The 17,660-nt window shown below is 62.3% G+C and carries 13 protein-coding genes; 10 read left to right on the top strand and 3 right to left on the bottom strand.

Annotation, left to right across the window (positions count from 1 at the left end; all coding sequences use genetic code 11):
- Nucleotides 1–47: 47 nt before the first annotated feature.
- Nucleotides 48–1,514, top strand: a complete 1,467-nt coding sequence (locus tag IM701_RS09175) for an ATP-binding protein (protein WP_193826743.1) — start codon at nucleotides 48–50, stop codon at nucleotides 1,512–1,514.
- 17 nt (nucleotides 1,515–1,531) lie between these two features.
- Here the strand turns inward: IM701_RS09175 and IM701_RS09170 are convergent, their stop codons facing one another.
- Complete coding sequence (locus IM701_RS09170; protein ID WP_230487638.1) at nucleotides 1,532–2,086, bottom strand: DUF3237 domain-containing protein; 555 nt, start codon at nucleotides 2,084–2,086, stop codon at nucleotides 1,532–1,534.
- Nucleotides 2,087–2,288: 202 nt separating this feature from the next.
- On the opposite strand from IM701_RS09170, the gene IM701_RS09165 reads away from it, so the two are divergent.
- The 5 genes from IM701_RS09165 to IM701_RS09145 all read left to right on the top strand — a co-directional run bounded on the left by IM701_RS09165 (nucleotide 2,289) and on the right by IM701_RS09145 (nucleotide 10,236).
- Complete coding sequence (locus tag IM701_RS09165; protein WP_062780402.1) at nucleotides 2,289–2,768, top strand: MarR family winged helix-turn-helix transcriptional regulator; 480 nt, start codon at nucleotides 2,289–2,291, stop codon at nucleotides 2,766–2,768.
- Nucleotides 2,769–2,831: 63 nt separating this feature from the next.
- A complete protein-coding gene (locus IM701_RS09160; RefSeq protein ID WP_193826742.1) occupies nucleotides 2,832–3,209 on the top strand; it encodes a cytochrome c family protein in 378 nt (125 codons plus the stop codon).
- A gap of 155 nt (nucleotides 3,210–3,364) precedes the next feature.
- Nucleotides 3,365–5,473, top strand: a complete 2,109-nt coding sequence (locus tag IM701_RS09155; RefSeq protein ID WP_193826741.1) for a bifunctional rhamnulose-1-phosphate aldolase/short-chain dehydrogenase — start codon at nucleotides 3,365–3,367, stop codon at nucleotides 5,471–5,473.
- Between the two features lie 22 nt (nucleotides 5,474–5,495).
- Nucleotides 5,496–6,788, top strand: a complete 1,293-nt coding sequence (gene rhaI, locus IM701_RS09150; RefSeq protein ID WP_193826740.1) for an L-rhamnose catabolism isomerase — start codon at nucleotides 5,496–5,498, stop codon at nucleotides 6,786–6,788.
- Nucleotides 6,789–6,828: 40 nt separating this feature from the next.
- Nucleotides 6,829–10,236 carry a glycosyl hydrolase gene (locus IM701_RS09145; protein WP_193828403.1) on the top strand — a complete coding sequence of 1,136 codons (3,408 nt, stop codon included), beginning with the start codon at nucleotides 6,829–6,831 and terminating at the stop codon, nucleotides 10,234–10,236.
- Here IM701_RS09145 and IM701_RS09140 read toward each other — a convergent pair.
- Nucleotides 10,196–11,242 carry a LacI family DNA-binding transcriptional regulator gene (locus IM701_RS09140; protein ID WP_193826739.1) on the bottom strand — a complete coding sequence of 349 codons (1,047 nt, stop codon included), beginning with the start codon at nucleotides 11,240–11,242 and terminating at the stop codon, nucleotides 10,196–10,198. The two genes, IM701_RS09145 and IM701_RS09140, sit on opposite strands and share 41 nt — an antisense overlap.
- A gap of 202 nt (nucleotides 11,243–11,444) precedes the next feature.
- Here IM701_RS09140 and IM701_RS09135 point away from each other — a divergent pair, with 202 nt between their 5' ends.
- The 4 genes from IM701_RS09135 to IM701_RS09120 all read left to right on the top strand — a co-directional run bounded on the left by IM701_RS09135 (nucleotide 11,445) and on the right by IM701_RS09120 (nucleotide 16,639).
- Nucleotides 11,445–13,658: a beta-glucosidase gene (locus IM701_RS09135; RefSeq protein ID WP_193826738.1), complete on the top strand. Its 2,214-nt coding sequence runs from the start codon at nucleotides 11,445–11,447 to the stop codon at nucleotides 13,656–13,658.
- Nucleotides 13,659–13,767: 109 nt separating this feature from the next.
- Nucleotides 13,768–15,198 (top strand): carboxylesterase/lipase family protein, encoded by a 1,431-nt coding sequence (locus tag IM701_RS09130; RefSeq protein ID WP_230487637.1) that lies wholly within the window; start codon nucleotides 13,768–13,770, stop codon nucleotides 15,196–15,198.
- A 148-nt stretch (nucleotides 15,199–15,346) separates the two neighbouring features.
- Complete coding sequence (locus IM701_RS09125) at nucleotides 15,347–15,781, top strand: Rrf2 family transcriptional regulator (protein WP_039333968.1); 435 nt, start codon at nucleotides 15,347–15,349, stop codon at nucleotides 15,779–15,781.
- 51 nt (nucleotides 15,782–15,832) lie between these two features.
- Nucleotides 15,833–16,639, top strand: coding sequence for an outer membrane protein assembly factor BamD (locus tag IM701_RS09120; protein WP_039333970.1), 807 nt, complete (start codon nucleotides 15,833–15,835; stop codon nucleotides 16,637–16,639).
- 7 nt (nucleotides 16,640–16,646) lie between these two features.
- Here the strand turns inward: IM701_RS09120 and IM701_RS09115 are convergent, their stop codons facing one another.
- Nucleotides 16,647–17,501: a DUF481 domain-containing protein gene (locus IM701_RS09115; RefSeq protein WP_230487636.1), complete on the bottom strand. Its 855-nt coding sequence runs from the start codon at nucleotides 17,499–17,501 to the stop codon at nucleotides 16,647–16,649.
- Nucleotides 17,502–17,660: the final 159 nt, after the last annotated feature.

The following is a 17,660-nucleotide window of genomic DNA, read 5'->3' as shown; positions in this document are numbered from 1 at the left end:
AGGCCACGGCCTTGCCGACTCTCCCCGCCTTCGCCAGAGCGACAGGCGTGAGCGCATCAATCGTCATCGGCGCCGACCGGTCCGGCGCGTCTGTCAGGATCGACGTCGAGGAACTTCTTGCAACCCGCCTGCTCGTGCAGGGCAACAGCGGGTCGGGCAAGTCGCATCTGCTGCGCCGCTTGCTGGAAGAGAGCGCGAGCATCGTGCAGCAGGTGGTAATCGACCCGGAGGGTGATTTCGTCACGCTGGCCGAACCGTTCGGCCACGTCGTCGTTGATGGTGCGGCCTACGATGGCCCGGAAATTGCCAAGCTTGCAGCGCGCATTCGCAAGCACCGGGCTTCGGTGATCCTCGCCCTCGATGGACTCGAGCTCGAAGCGCAGATGCGGTGCGCGGCGGTTTTCCTGAACACTCTGTTCGATGCCCCGCGCGACGAGTGGTACCCGGCACTGGTGGTGGTCGACGAGGCGCAGATGTTCGCACCGGCCGCTGCCGGGGATGTGACCGACGAAGTGCGCCGCCTCAGCCTTTCGGCAATGACCAACCTGATGTGCCGCGGGCGCAAGCGCGGACTCGCGGGGGTCATCGCCACCCAGCGCCTCGCCAAACTGGCCAAGAACGTCGCGGCTGAAGCATCGAACTTCCTGATGGGCCGCACTTTCCTGGATATCGACATGGCGCGTGCGGCCGACCTGCTCGGCATGGAGCGGCGCGAGGCCGAGAAGATCCGCGATCTGGAACGGGGACATTTCCTTGGTCTTGGGCCAGCCATTGCCCGCCGTCCGGTCAGCGTCCGCATCGCCGATGTCCAGACCCGCGCGCGCAACGTGGTGCAGGGCCTGATGCCATTGCCCAATGCGGCCGGTGCTGAGATGGAATCGATCCTGCTGTCAGAGCCACTAGCAATGGAACTGCCGCCGCGCGCGCCCGAACCGGAAGCGCCAGTGCCTGAGAGCGGCGAACTGCTTGAGCAGATCGCAGGCTACGTTCCCGCGGCCGAGCAGGTCGAACCGCCCGCAGCGCCCAGCCTGTTCGAGGCGGAGGAAACAGCGGCCAGTATCGCGTCGATTCTTGCCGAGATGGCGGCCGAACCAGATTGCACGTTCCAGCCGGCGTCGCAGCTCTATCAGGACTTCACCGTCCGCTGCCGCATGTTGCGGATATTGCCAGGCATGGACCTCGGCGTGTTCCGGCGCCGGCTCGCGATGGCGGTTGCAGGGATCCATGACGACAAGGCGGCGCAGTGGCAGGATCTGCTCCGGATAGGCAAGGATGTGCCCGATGACTTGCTGGCCCCCTTCCTGACATTGGCCCGTGCAGCGATGGAGGGGGCGCCTTGCCCCGATGATGAAAGACTCGCGGAAATCTACGGAACACGCTCTTCCGGGCGCATACGGCGCCTGTTGGAGCATCTTGAAAAGGGCAATCTGATCGTCGTCCGGACCGATTACGGGGGCAGGCGCTCGGTCGGCATCCCCGCATTGGGAATGACCACGGCGCCGGTCGAAGCCTGAGGCGCTGCCGTCTTTCGCTATTCCACCGTGTAAAAGTCGATCACAACGCCATCAGGCTTGCGAATGCCGCGAGCGACGAACACCCTGCGTCGCATCCATTCGTGCGGACCTGAGCGCACGGAGAAGCGCGGCGTTGTGCGGAAATAGTAGGCGGAAGGATCGACCTTTTCTCCGTTGGCGAGCTTTTCGATAATCTCCGGCGCTGCCGTACGGACTCCCGGATTGGTCACTTCGATTACCGTTCCGTCCGTAGCCTTCAGAAAATAGCGCGCCTCTATCGAAGTGAGACCGCCAGGGAGGATTTCCTGCCAATCTCCATCGCCAGGCAGTACCTGCCCGGCAAGCGCCGGCCCACTCACCGTGCCGCCTGTTATCGGGATGAAGCGCTTGCGCCCGGTATCGATTTCACCTTGCTCAACCGGAGGAGCGAGGGAGGCCTGAACAGTGAACGCGTACGCGAGAGTCGGGGCAGGGGCGCTGGACCCCGCATCGGCGTAAGCGGCCGGATTCGCAAAGAGTGCAGCCATGCTTGCGAGAAAGGTTTTTCGGGACACCACCATCGCTCCAGTCATGTGCAATCGCCGTAATTGTTGTTGGTCGCATTTTATGCGATTGTCATCCTCCAATCGGGCGCCATGCCGCAATGTGCATTGCACAAAAGGCATTGCAGAATTTGTTTGTGTTACTAATGGAAGGAGCCGGACGCAGCGCGATCTCTGCCTGCAATTCGGCCCTTTACAGGGGCTTTGTGCGCCAGCGTTGGAAGGAATATCCGTGGCTACGGCAGTGATCAACCGACAATCCGTCGTACCTGAACTGGATCTCGACGATCTCGACTCCGTTCTCGGTCTGCACATCGGCACCGTCAACACGCTATTCGTCACGCGGCTGGAAAAGCGGCTGGACACGATGAGCGTGACGCCGAAGCAGGTGGCCATCCTTTGGCTGGTCAATGCCAATCCCGGTTTGAAGCAGACCGATCTTTCAAAGTTCTTCCAGATCGAACGCCCCACCGTGCATCAGTTCGTGCGCCAGTTGATCAAGAACGGCTTTGTGGTGAACGAGCCTTCGAAGCTGGACAGAAGAGCCGGAGGCCTGTGGTTGACCGATGAAGGTCGCGAGGTGCTTGCCCGTTCGCGTCTGGCCATTGCCGAGCACGAGATGGAACTGACCTCGAAGCTCACAGCGCGTGAAAAGTCCGAGCTTTTCCGGATATTGATGAAGCTGTATCTGACGGCGCCGGCCAAGGATTGATCGTTCAGCAGCGGGACATGCCTTGGCAGGCATAATGCCATGATGACCAAAGGATTCCGCTTCATGAAGCCAGTCGCACTAATCGCCGCCGCTTCGTTCGCCATTGCCGGCAGCGCGATGGCACAGCAGGCATCTGGGGATCCGGTCAGGGGCAAGACCGTGTACGCCCGTTGCGCCGCATGTCATGACCTGAACACCGGTGCGACGCGTCTTGGCCCGTCGCTCAAGGGCGTGGTGGGTCGCACGTCTGGCACCATGCCGAACTTCAATTATTCGCAGGCCCTCAAGGACAAGGCCGTCGTCTGGAATGCGCAGTCGCTGGACGCGTTTCTGGCTGGTCCGGCGAAGTTCGCACCGGGCAACCGAATGGCCTTTCCTCCGCTGGCAAATGCGCAGGACCGCGCCGATCTCATCGCATTCCTGGAGCAGTCAGCGCGCTGATTGCAACTTAACCGCAAAGAGCCTCGCACTCATCGGTGCGGGGCTTTTCTGTGCCCAGCATTAAAAACAATCATAAATGATCATTCTTGATCGTTTTTGCGCAAAGTGCTACTGAGTCGCCGACCGCGAGATCGCGCAACAGTCTGCAGGATGCCATGAACGCCCACACCCAGATTACCGCCGCCCTTCCATTCGCCGTGCCTGCCAGCCGCTGGGACGACGCGATAGCGGCAAAGCTCAGCCCGGCCGAACTGCTGCTCTATCGCTCGAACCTGCTCGGCAGCGACCTGACGGTGACGAACTTCGGCGGCGGGAATACCTCGGCCAAGCTCGAGGAGGTCGATCCGCTTACGGGCGAGAAGGTTGAAGTTTTGTGGGTCAAGGGTTCGGGCGGCGATATCGGGTCGATGAAGCTCGATGGCTTTGCCACGCTCTATCAGGCCAAGCTGCTGGGGCTGGAGGCGCACTATTCTGGTCCTGACGATGACGACAAGATGGTCGGCTTCCTGCCGCACTGCACCTTCAATCTGAACGGCCGCGCGGCCAGCATCGACACGCCGCTGCATTCGTTGCTGCCGTTTGCCCACGTCGATCACGTCCACCCGGACGCGATCATTGCCTTGGCCGCTTCTTCGGGCGGCGAAGCAGCTACACAGGAAATCTGGGGCGGCAAGATCGGCTGGCTGCCGTGGAAGCGGCCCGGTTATACCCTGGGCGTGATGCTGCGCGATTACGTGAAGGCCAATCCGCATGTCGAAGGCGTGATGCTGGCAGGCCACGGGATCATCTGCTGGGCCGATAGCGCGAAGGCCTGCTACGAGCATACCGTGCGACTGATTGCAGACGCTGCGAACTATCTGAACGCCAAGCTTGGCAGCGCACCTGCTTTCGGCGGCCAGAAGGTTGCGCCGAACCCGGATCGCGCTGCCATTGCCGCCGACCTCATGCCCCGCCTGCGCGGCTTCATGACCGGTGCGCGCCAGAAGCTCGGCCACTTTTCGGACGACGCCGAGGCGCTGGAGTTCACAGGCTCGGTCGACTTCGAGCGCCTCGCCGCGCTTGGCACGTCGTGCCCCGACCACTTCCTGCGCACCAAGATCGCACCGCTCACGCTCGATCCGGCGCGCCTGCAGGACGATGCCTATCTGGCGCAGAAGATCACCGACTATCGCGAGATGTATGCGGCGTATTATGAGCGCTGCAAGCGGTCCAACTCGCCTGCGATGCGTGATTCCAACCCGGTTGTCGTGCTCGTGCCCGGCGTCGGCCGCATCACCTTTGCCACCGACAAGACGACTGCCCGCCTCGCGGGTGAATTCTACGGCAATGCCATCAACGTGATGCGCGGCGCCGAGGCGATCGGCGACTACATCGCGCTCGATGAGCAGGAAGCCTTCGATATCGAGTACTGGCTTCTCGAGGAAGCCAAGCTGCAGCGCATGCCGGCGCCCAAGCCTCTGGTCGGCAAGATCGCGCTGGTCACCGGCGGGGCAGGGGGCATCGGCGCCGCCTCTGCCGCTCGCCTGCTGCGCGAAGGTGCCTGCGTGGTGCTGGCGGATCGCGCGGCCGATGCGGTGGAGGAAGTGCGCGCCGGTTTTGCCAGGCAGTTCGGCAAGGACGTCGTACGAGCGGCGGTATGTGACGTGACCGATGAAGCGCAGGTCAAAGCTGCAATCGATGTGGCGGCGCGCGAGTTCGGTGGTCTCGACATTCTCGTCGCCAATGCCGGCATCGCCTCGTCCGCACCGATCGAGGAAACCACTATCGAGTTGTGGAACCGCAACTACGATGTGCTGGCGCAGGGCTACTTCCTTACCGCCAAGGCGGCTTGGCCGCTGATGAAGCGGATGAAGGAGCAGGGCGGTGCGTCGGTCGTCTTCATCGGTTCGAAGAACGGCGTTGCTGCGGCGACAAATGCCAGCGCCTATGCCTCGGCCAAGGCCGCCGCGAACCACCTCGCGCGCTGCCTTGCGCTGGAAGGTGCGCCTCACGGCATTCGCGTCAACACCGTGAACCCGGACGCCGTCATCAAGGGCAGCAAGATCTGGGACGGCGACTGGCGCAAGGAGCGCGCCGGAGCTCACGGCATCGACAGCGGCAAGGAACTGGAAGAACACTACCGCCAGCGCTCGATGCTAAAGCGCGACGTGCTGCCTGAAGACATTGCCGAAGCGGTCTATTTCCTCGGTTCGGACATGAGCGCAAAGTCCACCGGCAACATGATCAATGTCGACGCGGGCAACGCGCAGGCCTTCACGCGCTAAGTCTCCGGGAGAGGATGAAGAGATGACCGAACTGCCCATCTCGGCGGACCTGATCGCCGAACGCAATGCCCTTCACGCCGAGGCGCTGGAGGAGGATTACGCAGCACTTGGCCGCAAGCTTTCCCGTACCGGGATCGACATCGATGCAATCAAGGACCGCGTGGCGGGCTTCTCGGTCGCCGTGCCGTCGTGGGGCGCAGGGCGCGGCGGCACGCGCTTTGCCAAGTTCCCGATCGCCGGTGAGCCGACCAACATCCACGAAAAGCTGGAAGACTGCGCGGTCATCCAGCAGCTCAGCCGCGTCACTCCTCGCGTCTCCCCGCACTTCCCGTGGGACAAGGTCAGCGATTACAAGGCACTGCGTGAAGAGGCTGCTGCGCTCGGCCTTGGCTGGGACGCGGTAAATTCGAACACCTTTCAGGATCAGGTCGGTCAGGCGCATACTTACGTCAACGGATCGCTTGCCGCGCAGGACGCCGCCACGCGCCAGCAGGCAGTCGATCACAACATCGAGTGCATCGAGATTGGCCAGCAGCTCGGCTCGACTGACCTCACCGTGTGGGTCGGCGATGGCACCAACTTCCCCGGCCAGCAGGATCTTGGCCGCAGCCTCGACCGCTATCTGGAAGCCGCCTCGAAGATCTATGCGGCGCTTCCCGATGACTGGCGGATGCTGCTCGAGCACAAGATGTTCGAGCCGGCATTCTATTCGACCGTGATCAGCGACTGGGGTTCCTCGATCCTTGCCGCGCAGGAACTGGGCCCGAAGGCAAAGTGCCTTGTCGACCTCGGCCATCATGCGCCAAACGTGAACATCGAACAGATCGTTGCCCGTCTGCACCGCTTCGGCAAACTCGGCGGATTTCACTTCAATGACAGCAAGTATGGCGACGACGACCTCGACAGCGGCTCGATCAACCCGCACCAGCTGTTCCTGGTGTTCAACGAACTGGTCGAGGCTGAGCTGAATCCGCGTGATGGCTTCAACCCCAGCTACATGATCGACCAGTCGCACAATGTGACTGACCCGATCGAGTCCATGCTTTCGAGCGCCGAGACGATCACCCAGTGCTTCGCCAAGGCGCAACTGGTGGACCGCGAGGCGCTCCATGCGGCGCAGGAAGCCAACGACACGATGATGGCCTTCCAGGCCCTGCGCCGCGCCTACAATGTCGACGTTGCGCCGATCCTGGCAAAGGCGCGGATGGAAGCCGGTGGCGCCATCGATGTGCTCGAAGCCTATCGCCTCAGCCAGTACCGGGGCCGCAAGGCGCAGGAGCGCAAGGCCGTGGGGCTGGGCGCCGGCATCGTCTGATTTGCTATTCCATAAAAAGAAAAGGTCTGGAGAGAACATGATGAACATTCGCCGGCGCATTTCGGTCGCATCGATCCTTGCCTGCAGCACGCTGCTCTCTCCGGTTGCCTTTGCCGAGGCGCCTACGGCCGAGCAGGGGGCAACGAATCCTGATCCGCTTGCCCAGCAATTCCAGGATCCGCCAATGGAAGCGCGCCCGCGCGTATGGTGGCACTGGATGAACGGCAATGTCACCAAGGACGGGATCGCCAAGGATCTCGATTGGATGAAGCGCGTCGGCATTGGCGGCCTGCAGAACTTCGATGCAGGACTCCAGACCCCACAGGTCGTGGGCAAGCGTCTCGTATACATGACGCCGGAATGGAAGGACGCCTTCCGCTTCGCCGCCAGCGAGGCCGACCGATTGGGCCTTGAACTTGCTATCGCAGCCTCGCCGGGCTGGTCGGAAACGGGTGGTCCTTGGGTAAAGCCGGAAGACGGTCTGAAAAAGGTCGTTTGGGCTGAAACGCGGCTCAAGGGTGGAAAGCGTTTCACGGGCAAGTTGCCTATGCCCCCGGTCACGACCGGCCCTTTCCTCGACATGCCCGATTCAGACCCGCTGGCTTCGATCACCGGCGAACATGGCTTCGAGGCCCCCGAGCTATATAGCGATATTGCAGTGCTCGCGCTGCCGGATACGGCAGCGGAAGATGTGCTTCCTTCCTTCAGTTCGGATGGCAAGCCGATCTCCGCCGCGGCACTGGCGGATGCCAGCCTGCAGACTGGCGTGACCTTGCCGCGCGGTCCGGCGGAGGCGCCAACCACTCTGGTGGCGAGCTACGCCAAGCCACAGGCGATACGCTCTGCGACGATCGCCATTCCCGGTGCGAAAAGCATGTTTGCCGGGCCGACTCTCCACATTCGCCTCGAGGCCAGCAACGACGGCACCACATGGCAGCCTGTTGCAAGCATGCCGGTCACCGGCGCCCCGTCCACAGTCAGTTTCGAGCCGGTAACCGCGCGGCATTTCCGTCTGGTTTTCGTACCCCTGCCATTCAATGGCTCCAATTTGGGCGATCCCACACCCGGTGTCGTCGTTGGCGGTTTTGTCGACATGATCGCGGCTAGCGCGAAGGCGCCGCTCGAGATCAAGCAATTCCGCCTGACCTCCGAAACCATAATCGATCAGTTTGAAGCCAAGGCAGGCTATGCGATCGCACGGGATTACGACGCGCTCGGCGAACCAGATAGGGCGGCCGTTGGCGTTGACCCTTCGAGGATCGTCGACCTGACAGGCAAGATGCGTCCTGACGGCTCACTCGATTGGACACCGCCCAAGGGGAAATGGCGCGTGATCCGTCTTGGATCTAGCCTGCTTGGCACAACCAATCATCCCGCGCCGCCCGAGGCGACGGGCCTCGAAGTCGACAAGTTCGACGGTGCTGCCGTTCGTCGCTATCTCGAGCACTACATCGGCACGTATAAGGATGCGGCGGGCGGGGATCTCGTCGGCAAGCGCGGTGTTCGCGCTCTGCTGACGGATTCCATCGAAGTGGGGGCGGCCAATTGGACGCCGCGCATGATCGAGCAGTTCAAGCGCCTGCGCGGCTATGACCCGATGCCTTACCTGCCGACGCTTGCCGGCGTATTGGTCGGCACGCGCGAGCAGTCGGACAAGTTCCTGCGCGATTACCGCCAGACTCTCGCCGATCTCATGGCATCGGAACACTACGGAACAGTTGCGCAAGTGGCGCACGAGAATGGCCTGAAGGTCTATGGGGAGGCTCTCGAGGACAACCGTCCTTCGCTTGGCGACGACATGGCAATGCGCAGTCATGCAGATGTGCCGATGTCCGCCTTGTGGACCTTCGGCCGCAAGGCCGGGCCCAACCCCAGCTACCTTGCCGACATGAAAGGCGCTGCCTCGGTGGCGCATGTCTATGGCCAGAACATCGTCGCGGCAGAATCGATGACGTCAGCCTTGGCGCCTTGGGCCTACGCTCCCAACGAATTGCGCCGCATCATCGATCTGGAATTCGCCAGCGGCGTCAACCGCCCGGTCGTGCACACCTCGGTGCATCAACCGGTTGACGACAAGGTGCCGGGCCTTTCGTTGGCCTTCTTCGGCCAGTTCTTCAACCGCCATGAGGCGTGGGCTGAACTTGCCCGGCCTTGGGTTGATTACATGGCGCGGTCCTCTCTGCTGTTGCAGGCAGGCCGCAACGTTGCAGACGTCGCCTATTTCTACGGCGAGGAAGGACCGCTCACTGCGCTTTATGGGCGCAAGCCGATCGGTGACGCACCATTGGCACATGCCTATGATTTCATCAACCGCGATGCGCTTTTCGATGCGATCGAAGTGCAGGATGGAGAAATCGTCGCCAAGGGCGGGGCGCGTTACAAGGCGATCCAGCTTGGCGGATCGACCCGGCGCATGACCGTCGCAACCTTGCGGCGCCTCGCCACGCTTGTCGAAGCGGGCGCAACCGTCGTCGGCCACGCACCCGAAAGCTCGCCTGCACTGGCTGACGGCAAGGCGGACTTCGCCGCGCTGGTCGCGAAGCTGTGGTCCGGGGCACCGGTGACGCGGCTTGGGGCAGGGCAGGTCATCGCCTCTGCCGATATCGACGCTGCGCTTGCGAAAGCAGGTGTGTCGCCCGATTTCAGAATGTCCGGAGCAAGTGCGGATGCTCAGGTACTGTTCGTTCATCGCGCCCTGGGTGACGGCGATCTGTGGTTTCTGAACAACCGCAAGACGGTGGATGAGCGCGTAGAGGCGCGTTTCCGCGTCACTGGAAAGCAACCAGAGTTGTGGCACGCGGATAGCGGGCGTTCCGAACCTGTATCCTACCGCATCGAGAACGGTGAGACGATCGTCCCGCTGACGCTCGGCGCAGAGAGTTCCGTCTTTGTCGTGTTCCGTAAGCCCGCCAAGGCCAACTCGCTGATGATCAAGAAGGTGGTGCCCGCGGCTGCGGCGACGCTGGACAGCCCGTGGCAGATCGCTTTCCAGGCAGGCCGTGGCGCACCGGCAGGCATCACCTTGCCGAGACTGGCATCGCTGAGCGATCAGGCTGAACCGGGTGTCAGGTACTTCTCGGGCATGGCGACCTACACCAGCAGCTTCACCTTGCCCAAGAGCGTGAACGCTGGCGCGCCACTTTGGCTTAATCTCGGCGAAGTGGGCGAGATCGCTGAGGTGTCAGTCAATGGCAAGCACGTTGGCTATGCCTGGCACAAGCCCTATCGCGTCGACCTGTCAGGTGTGGTGAGGAAGGGCGTGAATTCGGTGGAGGTGAAGGTCGCAAACCTCTGGGTCAATCGCCTGATCGGCGATGCGCAACCCGGTGCGGAAAAGGTGACGTGGACGTCGTTCCCAACCTATCGTGCCGACACCGCGCTCCGCCCTTCGGGCCTGATCGGCCCGGTTACCCTTGAGTCTGCCGGGGAGGCGCAGTCGAATCCCTGATCACCAGCTGGAACCCAAGCTGGGAAATCTTGCCTTCCTGCTCATCTCTCCTGAGCAGGAGGGCTGCGGCAGCCTGGCCCATTTCCTCGATCGGCTGATACACGGTCGTCAGATAGGGCCAGACTGACCGCGCAATCCAGCTGTCGTCGAAGCCGCAGACAGAGATGTCGTCCGGCACCTTCAATCCTGCCTTCGAACATGCGGCCATCACGCCAGCAGCGCTGTCGTCATTGCAGGCGAAGACGGCGGTTGGCCTGGGGCTCTGAGCGATCAAGGTTTCGCCTGCAGCAATACCGCCTTCAAAAGAAAACCCGCCATCGGCGTCGATGATCGGGGTGGCGCTGCCCAGCCGTTCCAGTTCCGCGATGAAACCGTCGCGTCTCCGGGCAGCGGCCATGTGCGATGCGGGGCCCCGCATGACTGCGAAGCGGCGGTGGCCAAGATCCCACAGATGCTGGGCCATTGCCGCCGCCGCAGCAGCGTCGTCGATGGCAATTCCAGGGCCACGAGCATTGTCGAGCGCGGGGGCGATCCGGACATAGCGGATCTTGCGCGCCTCAAGAAAGTCCAGGAGAAGCAGATTGTCCGACAGCGGGGGCGTCAATACGAACCCATCGCAGCGATTGTTACGAATAAGGGCTTCCAACTGCGCGGAAAATTGTTCGTCCGGTACGGTGGAATCGACATTGTCGATGCGCAGGTGATACTGGTGGGACCGTACGACGTCGTAGACGCCCTTCTGGATTTTCATGGTGTAGTGCGGGCTCGGATTGTCCAGCAGCAGGCCAATGATGAAGGTGCGTGATCCGGCCAGCGAACGAGCAGCGGCATCAGGGACATAGTTCAGTTCTGCAATTGCAGCCTCGACCTTGGCGCGCAGGTTTGCCGACACGTGAGGCTCGCCATTGATGACGCGAGACACGCTTTTCAACGACACGCCTGAAAGACGTGCCACATCGTCCATGGTGGCCCGCGCGGAATTCGCCGGAAAGGTCAGGGGGGTCATGCTTCTCTTTGTGACAATAGAGGGATGGAAACCGCTCTGCGAACATTCTCAATTTGAAACCTAGTCTGTGCGTGTGCGCATCACAAGGACCCTATTTTACGCATCGAGGTTTCTACGTGAGCCGCTTGACAGCGCTGCCAATACTCTGGCACGTCCACGGCTATCGAGTGGTCAATCCGCTGTGAAATTCAGGAGACAATGGATGTCGAAGGTGTGGCGCCTCTTGGTGGCGGCGAGCACGATGGTGGTTGCTGGCACGACGGACACCCGGGCCCAGCAGGCGCCAGCCGTGGACATGAAGGCGGCCGACGCGCGCGCTGCGGCGACGGTGAAGCAGATGACGGCGGACGAGAAGGTGGTGCTGACGCATGGCATCATGCCGCTGCCCTTGGGTGGGCCGACCCCTCCGATCCCTTCCGATGCGATTGCCGGTGCCGGCTATATTCCGGGGATCGAACGCCTTGGCGTGCCGGCGCTGAAGGAAACCGATGCCAGCCTTGGCGTGTCCTACGTCATGGGCATCCGCAAAGACGGGGCGACGGCGCTGCCGTCTGGCGTCGCGCAGGCGGCTTCGTGGAACCCGGACCTGATGTATCGCGGCGGCGCGATGATTGGATCGGAGGCGCGGGCCAAGGGCTTCAACGTGCTGCTGGCCGGCGGTGTCAACCTGATGCGCGATCCGCGCAATGGCCGGACTTTCGAATATCTTGCCGAAGATCCGCTGCTTTCGGGCATTCTGGTAGGCGCAGCGATCCGCGGCATCCAGTCGAACAACATCATCTCGACGATCAAGCACTTCGCGCTGAACGGGCAGGAGACCGGGCGCAAGTATGTTGACGTCAAGATCAGCGAAGGCGCCGCGCGCGAGAGCGACTTGCTCGCCTTCCAGATCGGTATCGAACAGGGCCAGCCCGGCTCGGTGATGTGCGCCTACAACCGCGTGTGGGGCGAACAGGCTTGCGCCAACGACTGGCTGCTCAACAAGGTGCTGAAAGGGTCGTGGGGCTACAAGGGCTTCGTGATGTCCGACTGGGGCGCGGTGCCGAATATCGACGCGGCGCTGAAGGGGCTTGACCAGCAGTCGGGCGAGCAGCTCGATCCGGCCGTGTTCTTCGGTGACAAGCTCAAGGACAAGGCGGCGGCAGACCCCGCGTGGAAAGCGCGGCTCGATGACATGAACCGCCGCGTGCTTACCGCGATTTATGCCTCGGGCCTCGACAGGAGCCCGGTCAAGGCCGGCGGCAAGATCGATTTCGCAGCCAATGGCGCGGTGGCGGAGGAAGTTGCCAAACAGGGTATCGTGCTGCTCAAGAACAACGGCGCACTCCCGCTGGCCAAGTCGGCAAAGTCGATCGCGATCATCGGTGGCTATGCCGATGGCGGCGTGCTTTCGGGCGCAGGTTCGAGCCAGGTGCATGGCGAAGGCGGCCCTGCCGTGACCCGTCCTATTGGCGGCAAGGGTGTGTGGGCCGGTTTCATTGCCCAGCAGTACCACCGCTCCAGCCCGATGGACGCGATCCAGGCCCTGGCCAAGGACGCCAAGGTGACCTTCCGTGACGGGCGCTACATTGCCGATGCAGTGGAGAAGGCCAAGCAGTCGGAAGTCGCCATCGTCTTTGCGACGCAGTGGACCACGGAAGGCCTCGACGTGCCCGACCTGTCGCTGCCTGACGGTCAGGATGAACTCATCGCAGCGGTCGCCGCCGCCAATCCCAACACCATCGTTGTCCTGGAAACCGGCGGGCCGGTGAAGATGCCGTGGCTGGACAAGGTCGCAGGCGTGATCGAGGCGTGGTATCCCGGCGCACGCGGCGGGCCAGCGATCGCTTCGGTGCTGTTCGGCGATACCAACCCTTCGGGCCGCCTGCCTCTGACCTTCCCGGCCAGCGAAGCGCAATTGCCACGGCCCAAGCTAGATGGCAGCGATTGGGTCGAGCCCGACTTTTCCGGCGGGCCATCTTCGGGCAGCGACAAGCTGACTGCCGACTATGACATCGAGGGTTCGGACGTCGGCTACCGCTGGTTCGCGAGGCAAGGGGCGAAGCCGCTGTTCCCGTTTGGCCACGGCCTTTCGTACACGACCTTCGAGAGCACCGGTCTGAAGGTGAAGGGCCTGACCGCAAGCTTCACGGTGAAGAACACCGGCAAGCGCGAGGGCGCCGACGTGGCGCAGCTTTACCTTGTCGACCGTGCAGGACAGGCCAAGCGCCGCCTTGCCGGGTTCCAGCGGGTGAATCTCGCTGCAGGCGCATCGCAAAACGTCAGCCTGACCATCGATCCGCGCATCCTCGCTGACTGGAAGAACGGCGGCTGGACAATGCCGGCTGGCGAATACACCTTCGCCCTAGGCAAGGACGCCGAAACGCTGGGAACGCCGGTGAAGGTCAGAATGCCGGCCAAGACGTGGAAGGATTGAGGATGCGTGTCATTGCAACGCTCGCATTGGGTGCCGGAATTTTCGCCCTGTCATCAGGTGTCGGCCATGCTGCCAAGCCGCGAGCCGGGTCTTCAGACATGACGCTGAAGTGGTCGTTGAAACCGCTTTGGGCCCAGTTCGCGGCGTTCAGGCGGCAAACGGCGTCTCGGCCTTTCTTGGCATTCCTTATGCCGCACCTCCGGTAGGAGAAAACCGCTGGCGCGAGCCACAGCCGGTGGCGACATGGAGCTCGGTGCGCGATGCCACCAAGTATGGGGCGGATTGCCTTCAGGCACCATTCCCGCCCGATGCAGCGCCGATCCGCACCACGCCATCGGAAGACTGCCTCTTCGTCAACGTCTGGAAACCCTCATCGGCCAAGCCGGGGGCCAAATTGCCAGTGATGGTGTGGGTCCACGGTGGAGGGTTCGTCAACGGTGGCTCGTCCCCTGCGGTCTATTCGGGCGAAAACTTTGCGCGCGATGGCGTCGTGCTGATCAGCCTGAACTATCGCCTGGGTCGCTTTGGCTTCTTTGCCCATCCGGCCTTGGCGGCAGAGGGGTACGGCGGCAACTTCGGCTATCTCGACCAGATCGCGGCGCTCCGCTGGGTAAAGGCCAACGCCGAGAGATTTGGCGGTGACCCGGCGAACGTCACTGTCTTCGGGGAAAGCGCGGGCGGCATGTCGATGCACATGCTGTTGCAGGCTCCAGAGGCGCGTGGGCTGTTCCAGAAGGTGATCATCGAAAGTGGTGCCGGGCGCGAACGCTCCTTGCCTACGCCAACCATAGCCGGTGCAGCAAAGGCCGGGGAAACTTTCGCAGCCGGTCTCGACGCAGCAGGGCTGCGCGCCTTGCCGGCGGAGAAGGTGACCGGCGATCTCTCCATGATGACGATGGCGCAGCCGTCCTATTCCGGACCGATGGTCGATGCCCGTACGATTTTCGGCAGCCCGGTCGAGGCAATCGCCGCCGGACTTTATGCCAAGGTTCCGATCATGGTCGGCGCAAACTCTGCCGACGGACTTCCGTTTGGGACCGACAAGGCCAAGATCTTTGCCAGCTATGGCGAACGGGAAGCAGAAGCGCGAAAGCTATATGATCCGACTGGCGATGGTGCACCTTTGCAGGTTGCGGTCATGACCAGCGCCGATCGCACGTTCATCGAACCGGCACGTGCCGTGGCAAGGGCCCTATCAAAGCGGGGACAGGCGGCTTTTCTGTATCGCTTCGACTATGCCCATCCGGATTTCCGCAAGGCAATGGGGGGCGCGCCGCACGCCAGCGAACTGCCCTATGTCTTCGACACCGTTGCAGCCCGCACGCAGTGGAAGATGGCCCCTGGCGAGCAAGCGGTCGCAACCACCACGCACAAGCTGTGGATCGATTTCGCAACGCATGGAACGCCGGGGCCGGCGTGGCCGGCCGCCACCTTTGACGATACCAAGGTCATGCTTATTGCTGAAGGGGGCGCCAATCACGTCGAGGACCCCTACCGCGCCCGCCTCGATTTCGTGGAAAGCACTGCCGAAGCAAAGTGAACTTCGCGCTGACGTATTGGCGGGCTTGAGTCAGGCTGGCCCGGTTCCCGCGGGGAACCGGGCCGGACTATCGGCAAAGTGCAAGAGACCCCACCAGTAATTCTACCAAGCGCGTTGACATTCGCGTTCGAGTGTTCATGTCTTTCTCATGCTCTCGCAAAAGACGCGATATACAATCCGGGCGCTTCAGCATCTCTCCGACCTATTCGGACAAGGCCCCGTGCGCCTGGATGCGATTGCCGAGGCGCAGAACATCCCGCGCAAGTTTCTCACCGTCATCCTTTCTGAAATGGCGAGGGAAGGGATTGTCATCTCGCACCGGGGGCGGGACGGCGGATACGAACTGGCGCTTCCGCCTGTCGATATTCGCTATGGTGACATCATCCGGTTGACACGCGGAAGCCTTGCGCTGGTGCCTTGCGCAGCGCGCAATGCTCATGAAACCTGCAACAACTGCCTGCCCGAGGCGGAGTGCCGCTTGCGCGGATTGATGCTGCAATTGCGTGACGAAACGGCCGCCATTCTCGATCGCATGACCCTGGCCGATCCGATTGCGGTCGAGCCTCCTTTCACCGAGGCGTAAAACACCGCAACTTCACTTGGCGTTCAGGAACCGGCTGGCTATAGGGTCGGCATGACCGTCCTCGATATGCGCCGCCCGCTGCGCTTCGCCGTCCTCGCCGCCGCTACCGTCGCCATGGGCGTGACTGCCGGTTGTGCGGGCGGAGGAAACAAGAAGAAGGACGTGGCCTACGTCGCGCGCGACGTCGATACGCTCTACACGGCGGCCAAGGACCGGCTCGATCGCGGCGATTCGAAGCAGGCCGCCGCACTGTTCGACGAGGTCGAGCGTCAGCATCCCTATTCGCCCTGGGCCCGCCGCGCTCAGCTGATGAGCGCATTCAGCTATTATGTCGCCCGCGACTATTCGAAGTCGGTCCAGTCAGCCCAGCGCTTCCTGTCGATCCACCCCGGCAACAAGGATGCGCCATACGCCTATTACCTCGTCGCGCTCTGCTATTACGAGCAGATCTCTGACGTCACGCGCGACCAGAAGATCACGCAGCAGGCGCTGACCGCGATGAACGAGCTGGTTCGCCGCTATCCCAATACCGATTATGCTGCCGACGCACGGCTCAAGATCGACCTGATCAACGATCACCTTGCCGGCAAGGAAATGGAGATCGGCCGCATGTACCAGCGTAGCGGCAAGTGGCTGGCCGGTACGCTCCGCTTCCGCACCGTGGTTGAAAAGTATCAGAGCACCAGCCACACGCCCGAGGCGCTATACCGCCTGGTCGAGAGCTATCTCTCGCTTGGCTTGCCGCAGGAGGCACAGAAGGCTGCGTCAGTGCTGGGTACCAATTACCCGGGCAGCAAATGGTACGAGCGCTCCTACGATCTGATGAACAAGTACGCGCCGGGCACAACTGCCGCCTGAACGCGCTTCAGAACCCGTAGACCAGCGTCAGCCGACTCGTCGTATCCGTGCCGAGTCGGCCGAGTTCAGGTGCAGTTTCGTGCTGCACCATGTACGAAAGCCGGGCCTTCAGCTTGCCGATCAGTCGTGAATCGAGAGCCGCAAGGGTATAGAACGTGCTGCCCTGCGCATCGAAATAGGCGCTGGCATCCTGACTGTATTCCAGGCTCGGTGTCAGCTTGATCTTGGCTTCCAACGATGCCAGCCCTGCCACGACGGATTCGCGATCGCCATCCACCGGGTTCGTCACGCGCCATGCTGGTCCGGCCTTGACGCTCAGCTTGGCATGATCGGCTTTCAGCAGGCTGTAGCCCAACCCGCCCGAGATGCTGTAGCGCGATGCAAAACCCTGAAAGCGGTCCTGCTCGAACTGCCCGAGACCGTAGAGATAGCCTCGGCTGTCGAACTTGTAGTTCGGCTCTGCAGAGAAGCGATATTGTTCGCGGGTGACCACGTCAGCCGTTTCCTGGTAATCTGCACGGGCAGTCGTGGCGATGCGCCAGTTTGCGCCTTCCGCCAGCAGCTTGAAGCCGCCCACCAGACCAATGCCCGGGGCATTGCCGGTGTTGGCAAATGCTCCTGCTTCCCCTTCGCCGGTAACTTTCGGTTCTTTCGCGGGTGTGCCTGCGGCTTCTGGCCTTTTGGGTTCGCTGGCGTTCCTCGCTTGTGCCGGAACCAGGGCGAAGCCGGACGATTTGCGTGTGGCGACCCTCTTGTCGATCGCTTCTGCGGCATTTGGGAACGCAAGCTTGGCAGAACGAATAACAGCTTCGGCATCGGCGCGATTGCCTGATGCCAGTGTTGCGTCAATCAGATCTGCCACACCGGCCGGCAACTCCCGCGAGGCTGCGGCTTCGTTCGTTTCCGATGCGATTACAACAGGTTGGGGCGGGGCATCTGCAAGCATTGGGGCGGGTCTCCGTGGCCGCGCCCATAGCATGGCACTCCGGATAGATGCCACCGCCTTTTGTCTGATTACATG

Source organism: Novosphingobium sp. ES2-1 (assembly GCF_015169775.1).
Classification (GTDB): Bacteria; Pseudomonadota; Alphaproteobacteria; order Sphingomonadales; family Sphingomonadaceae; genus Novosphingobium; species Novosphingobium subterraneum.
Note: the sequence above shows the minus strand (reverse complement) of the source record. Positions and strands in the feature narration are given on the sequence as shown.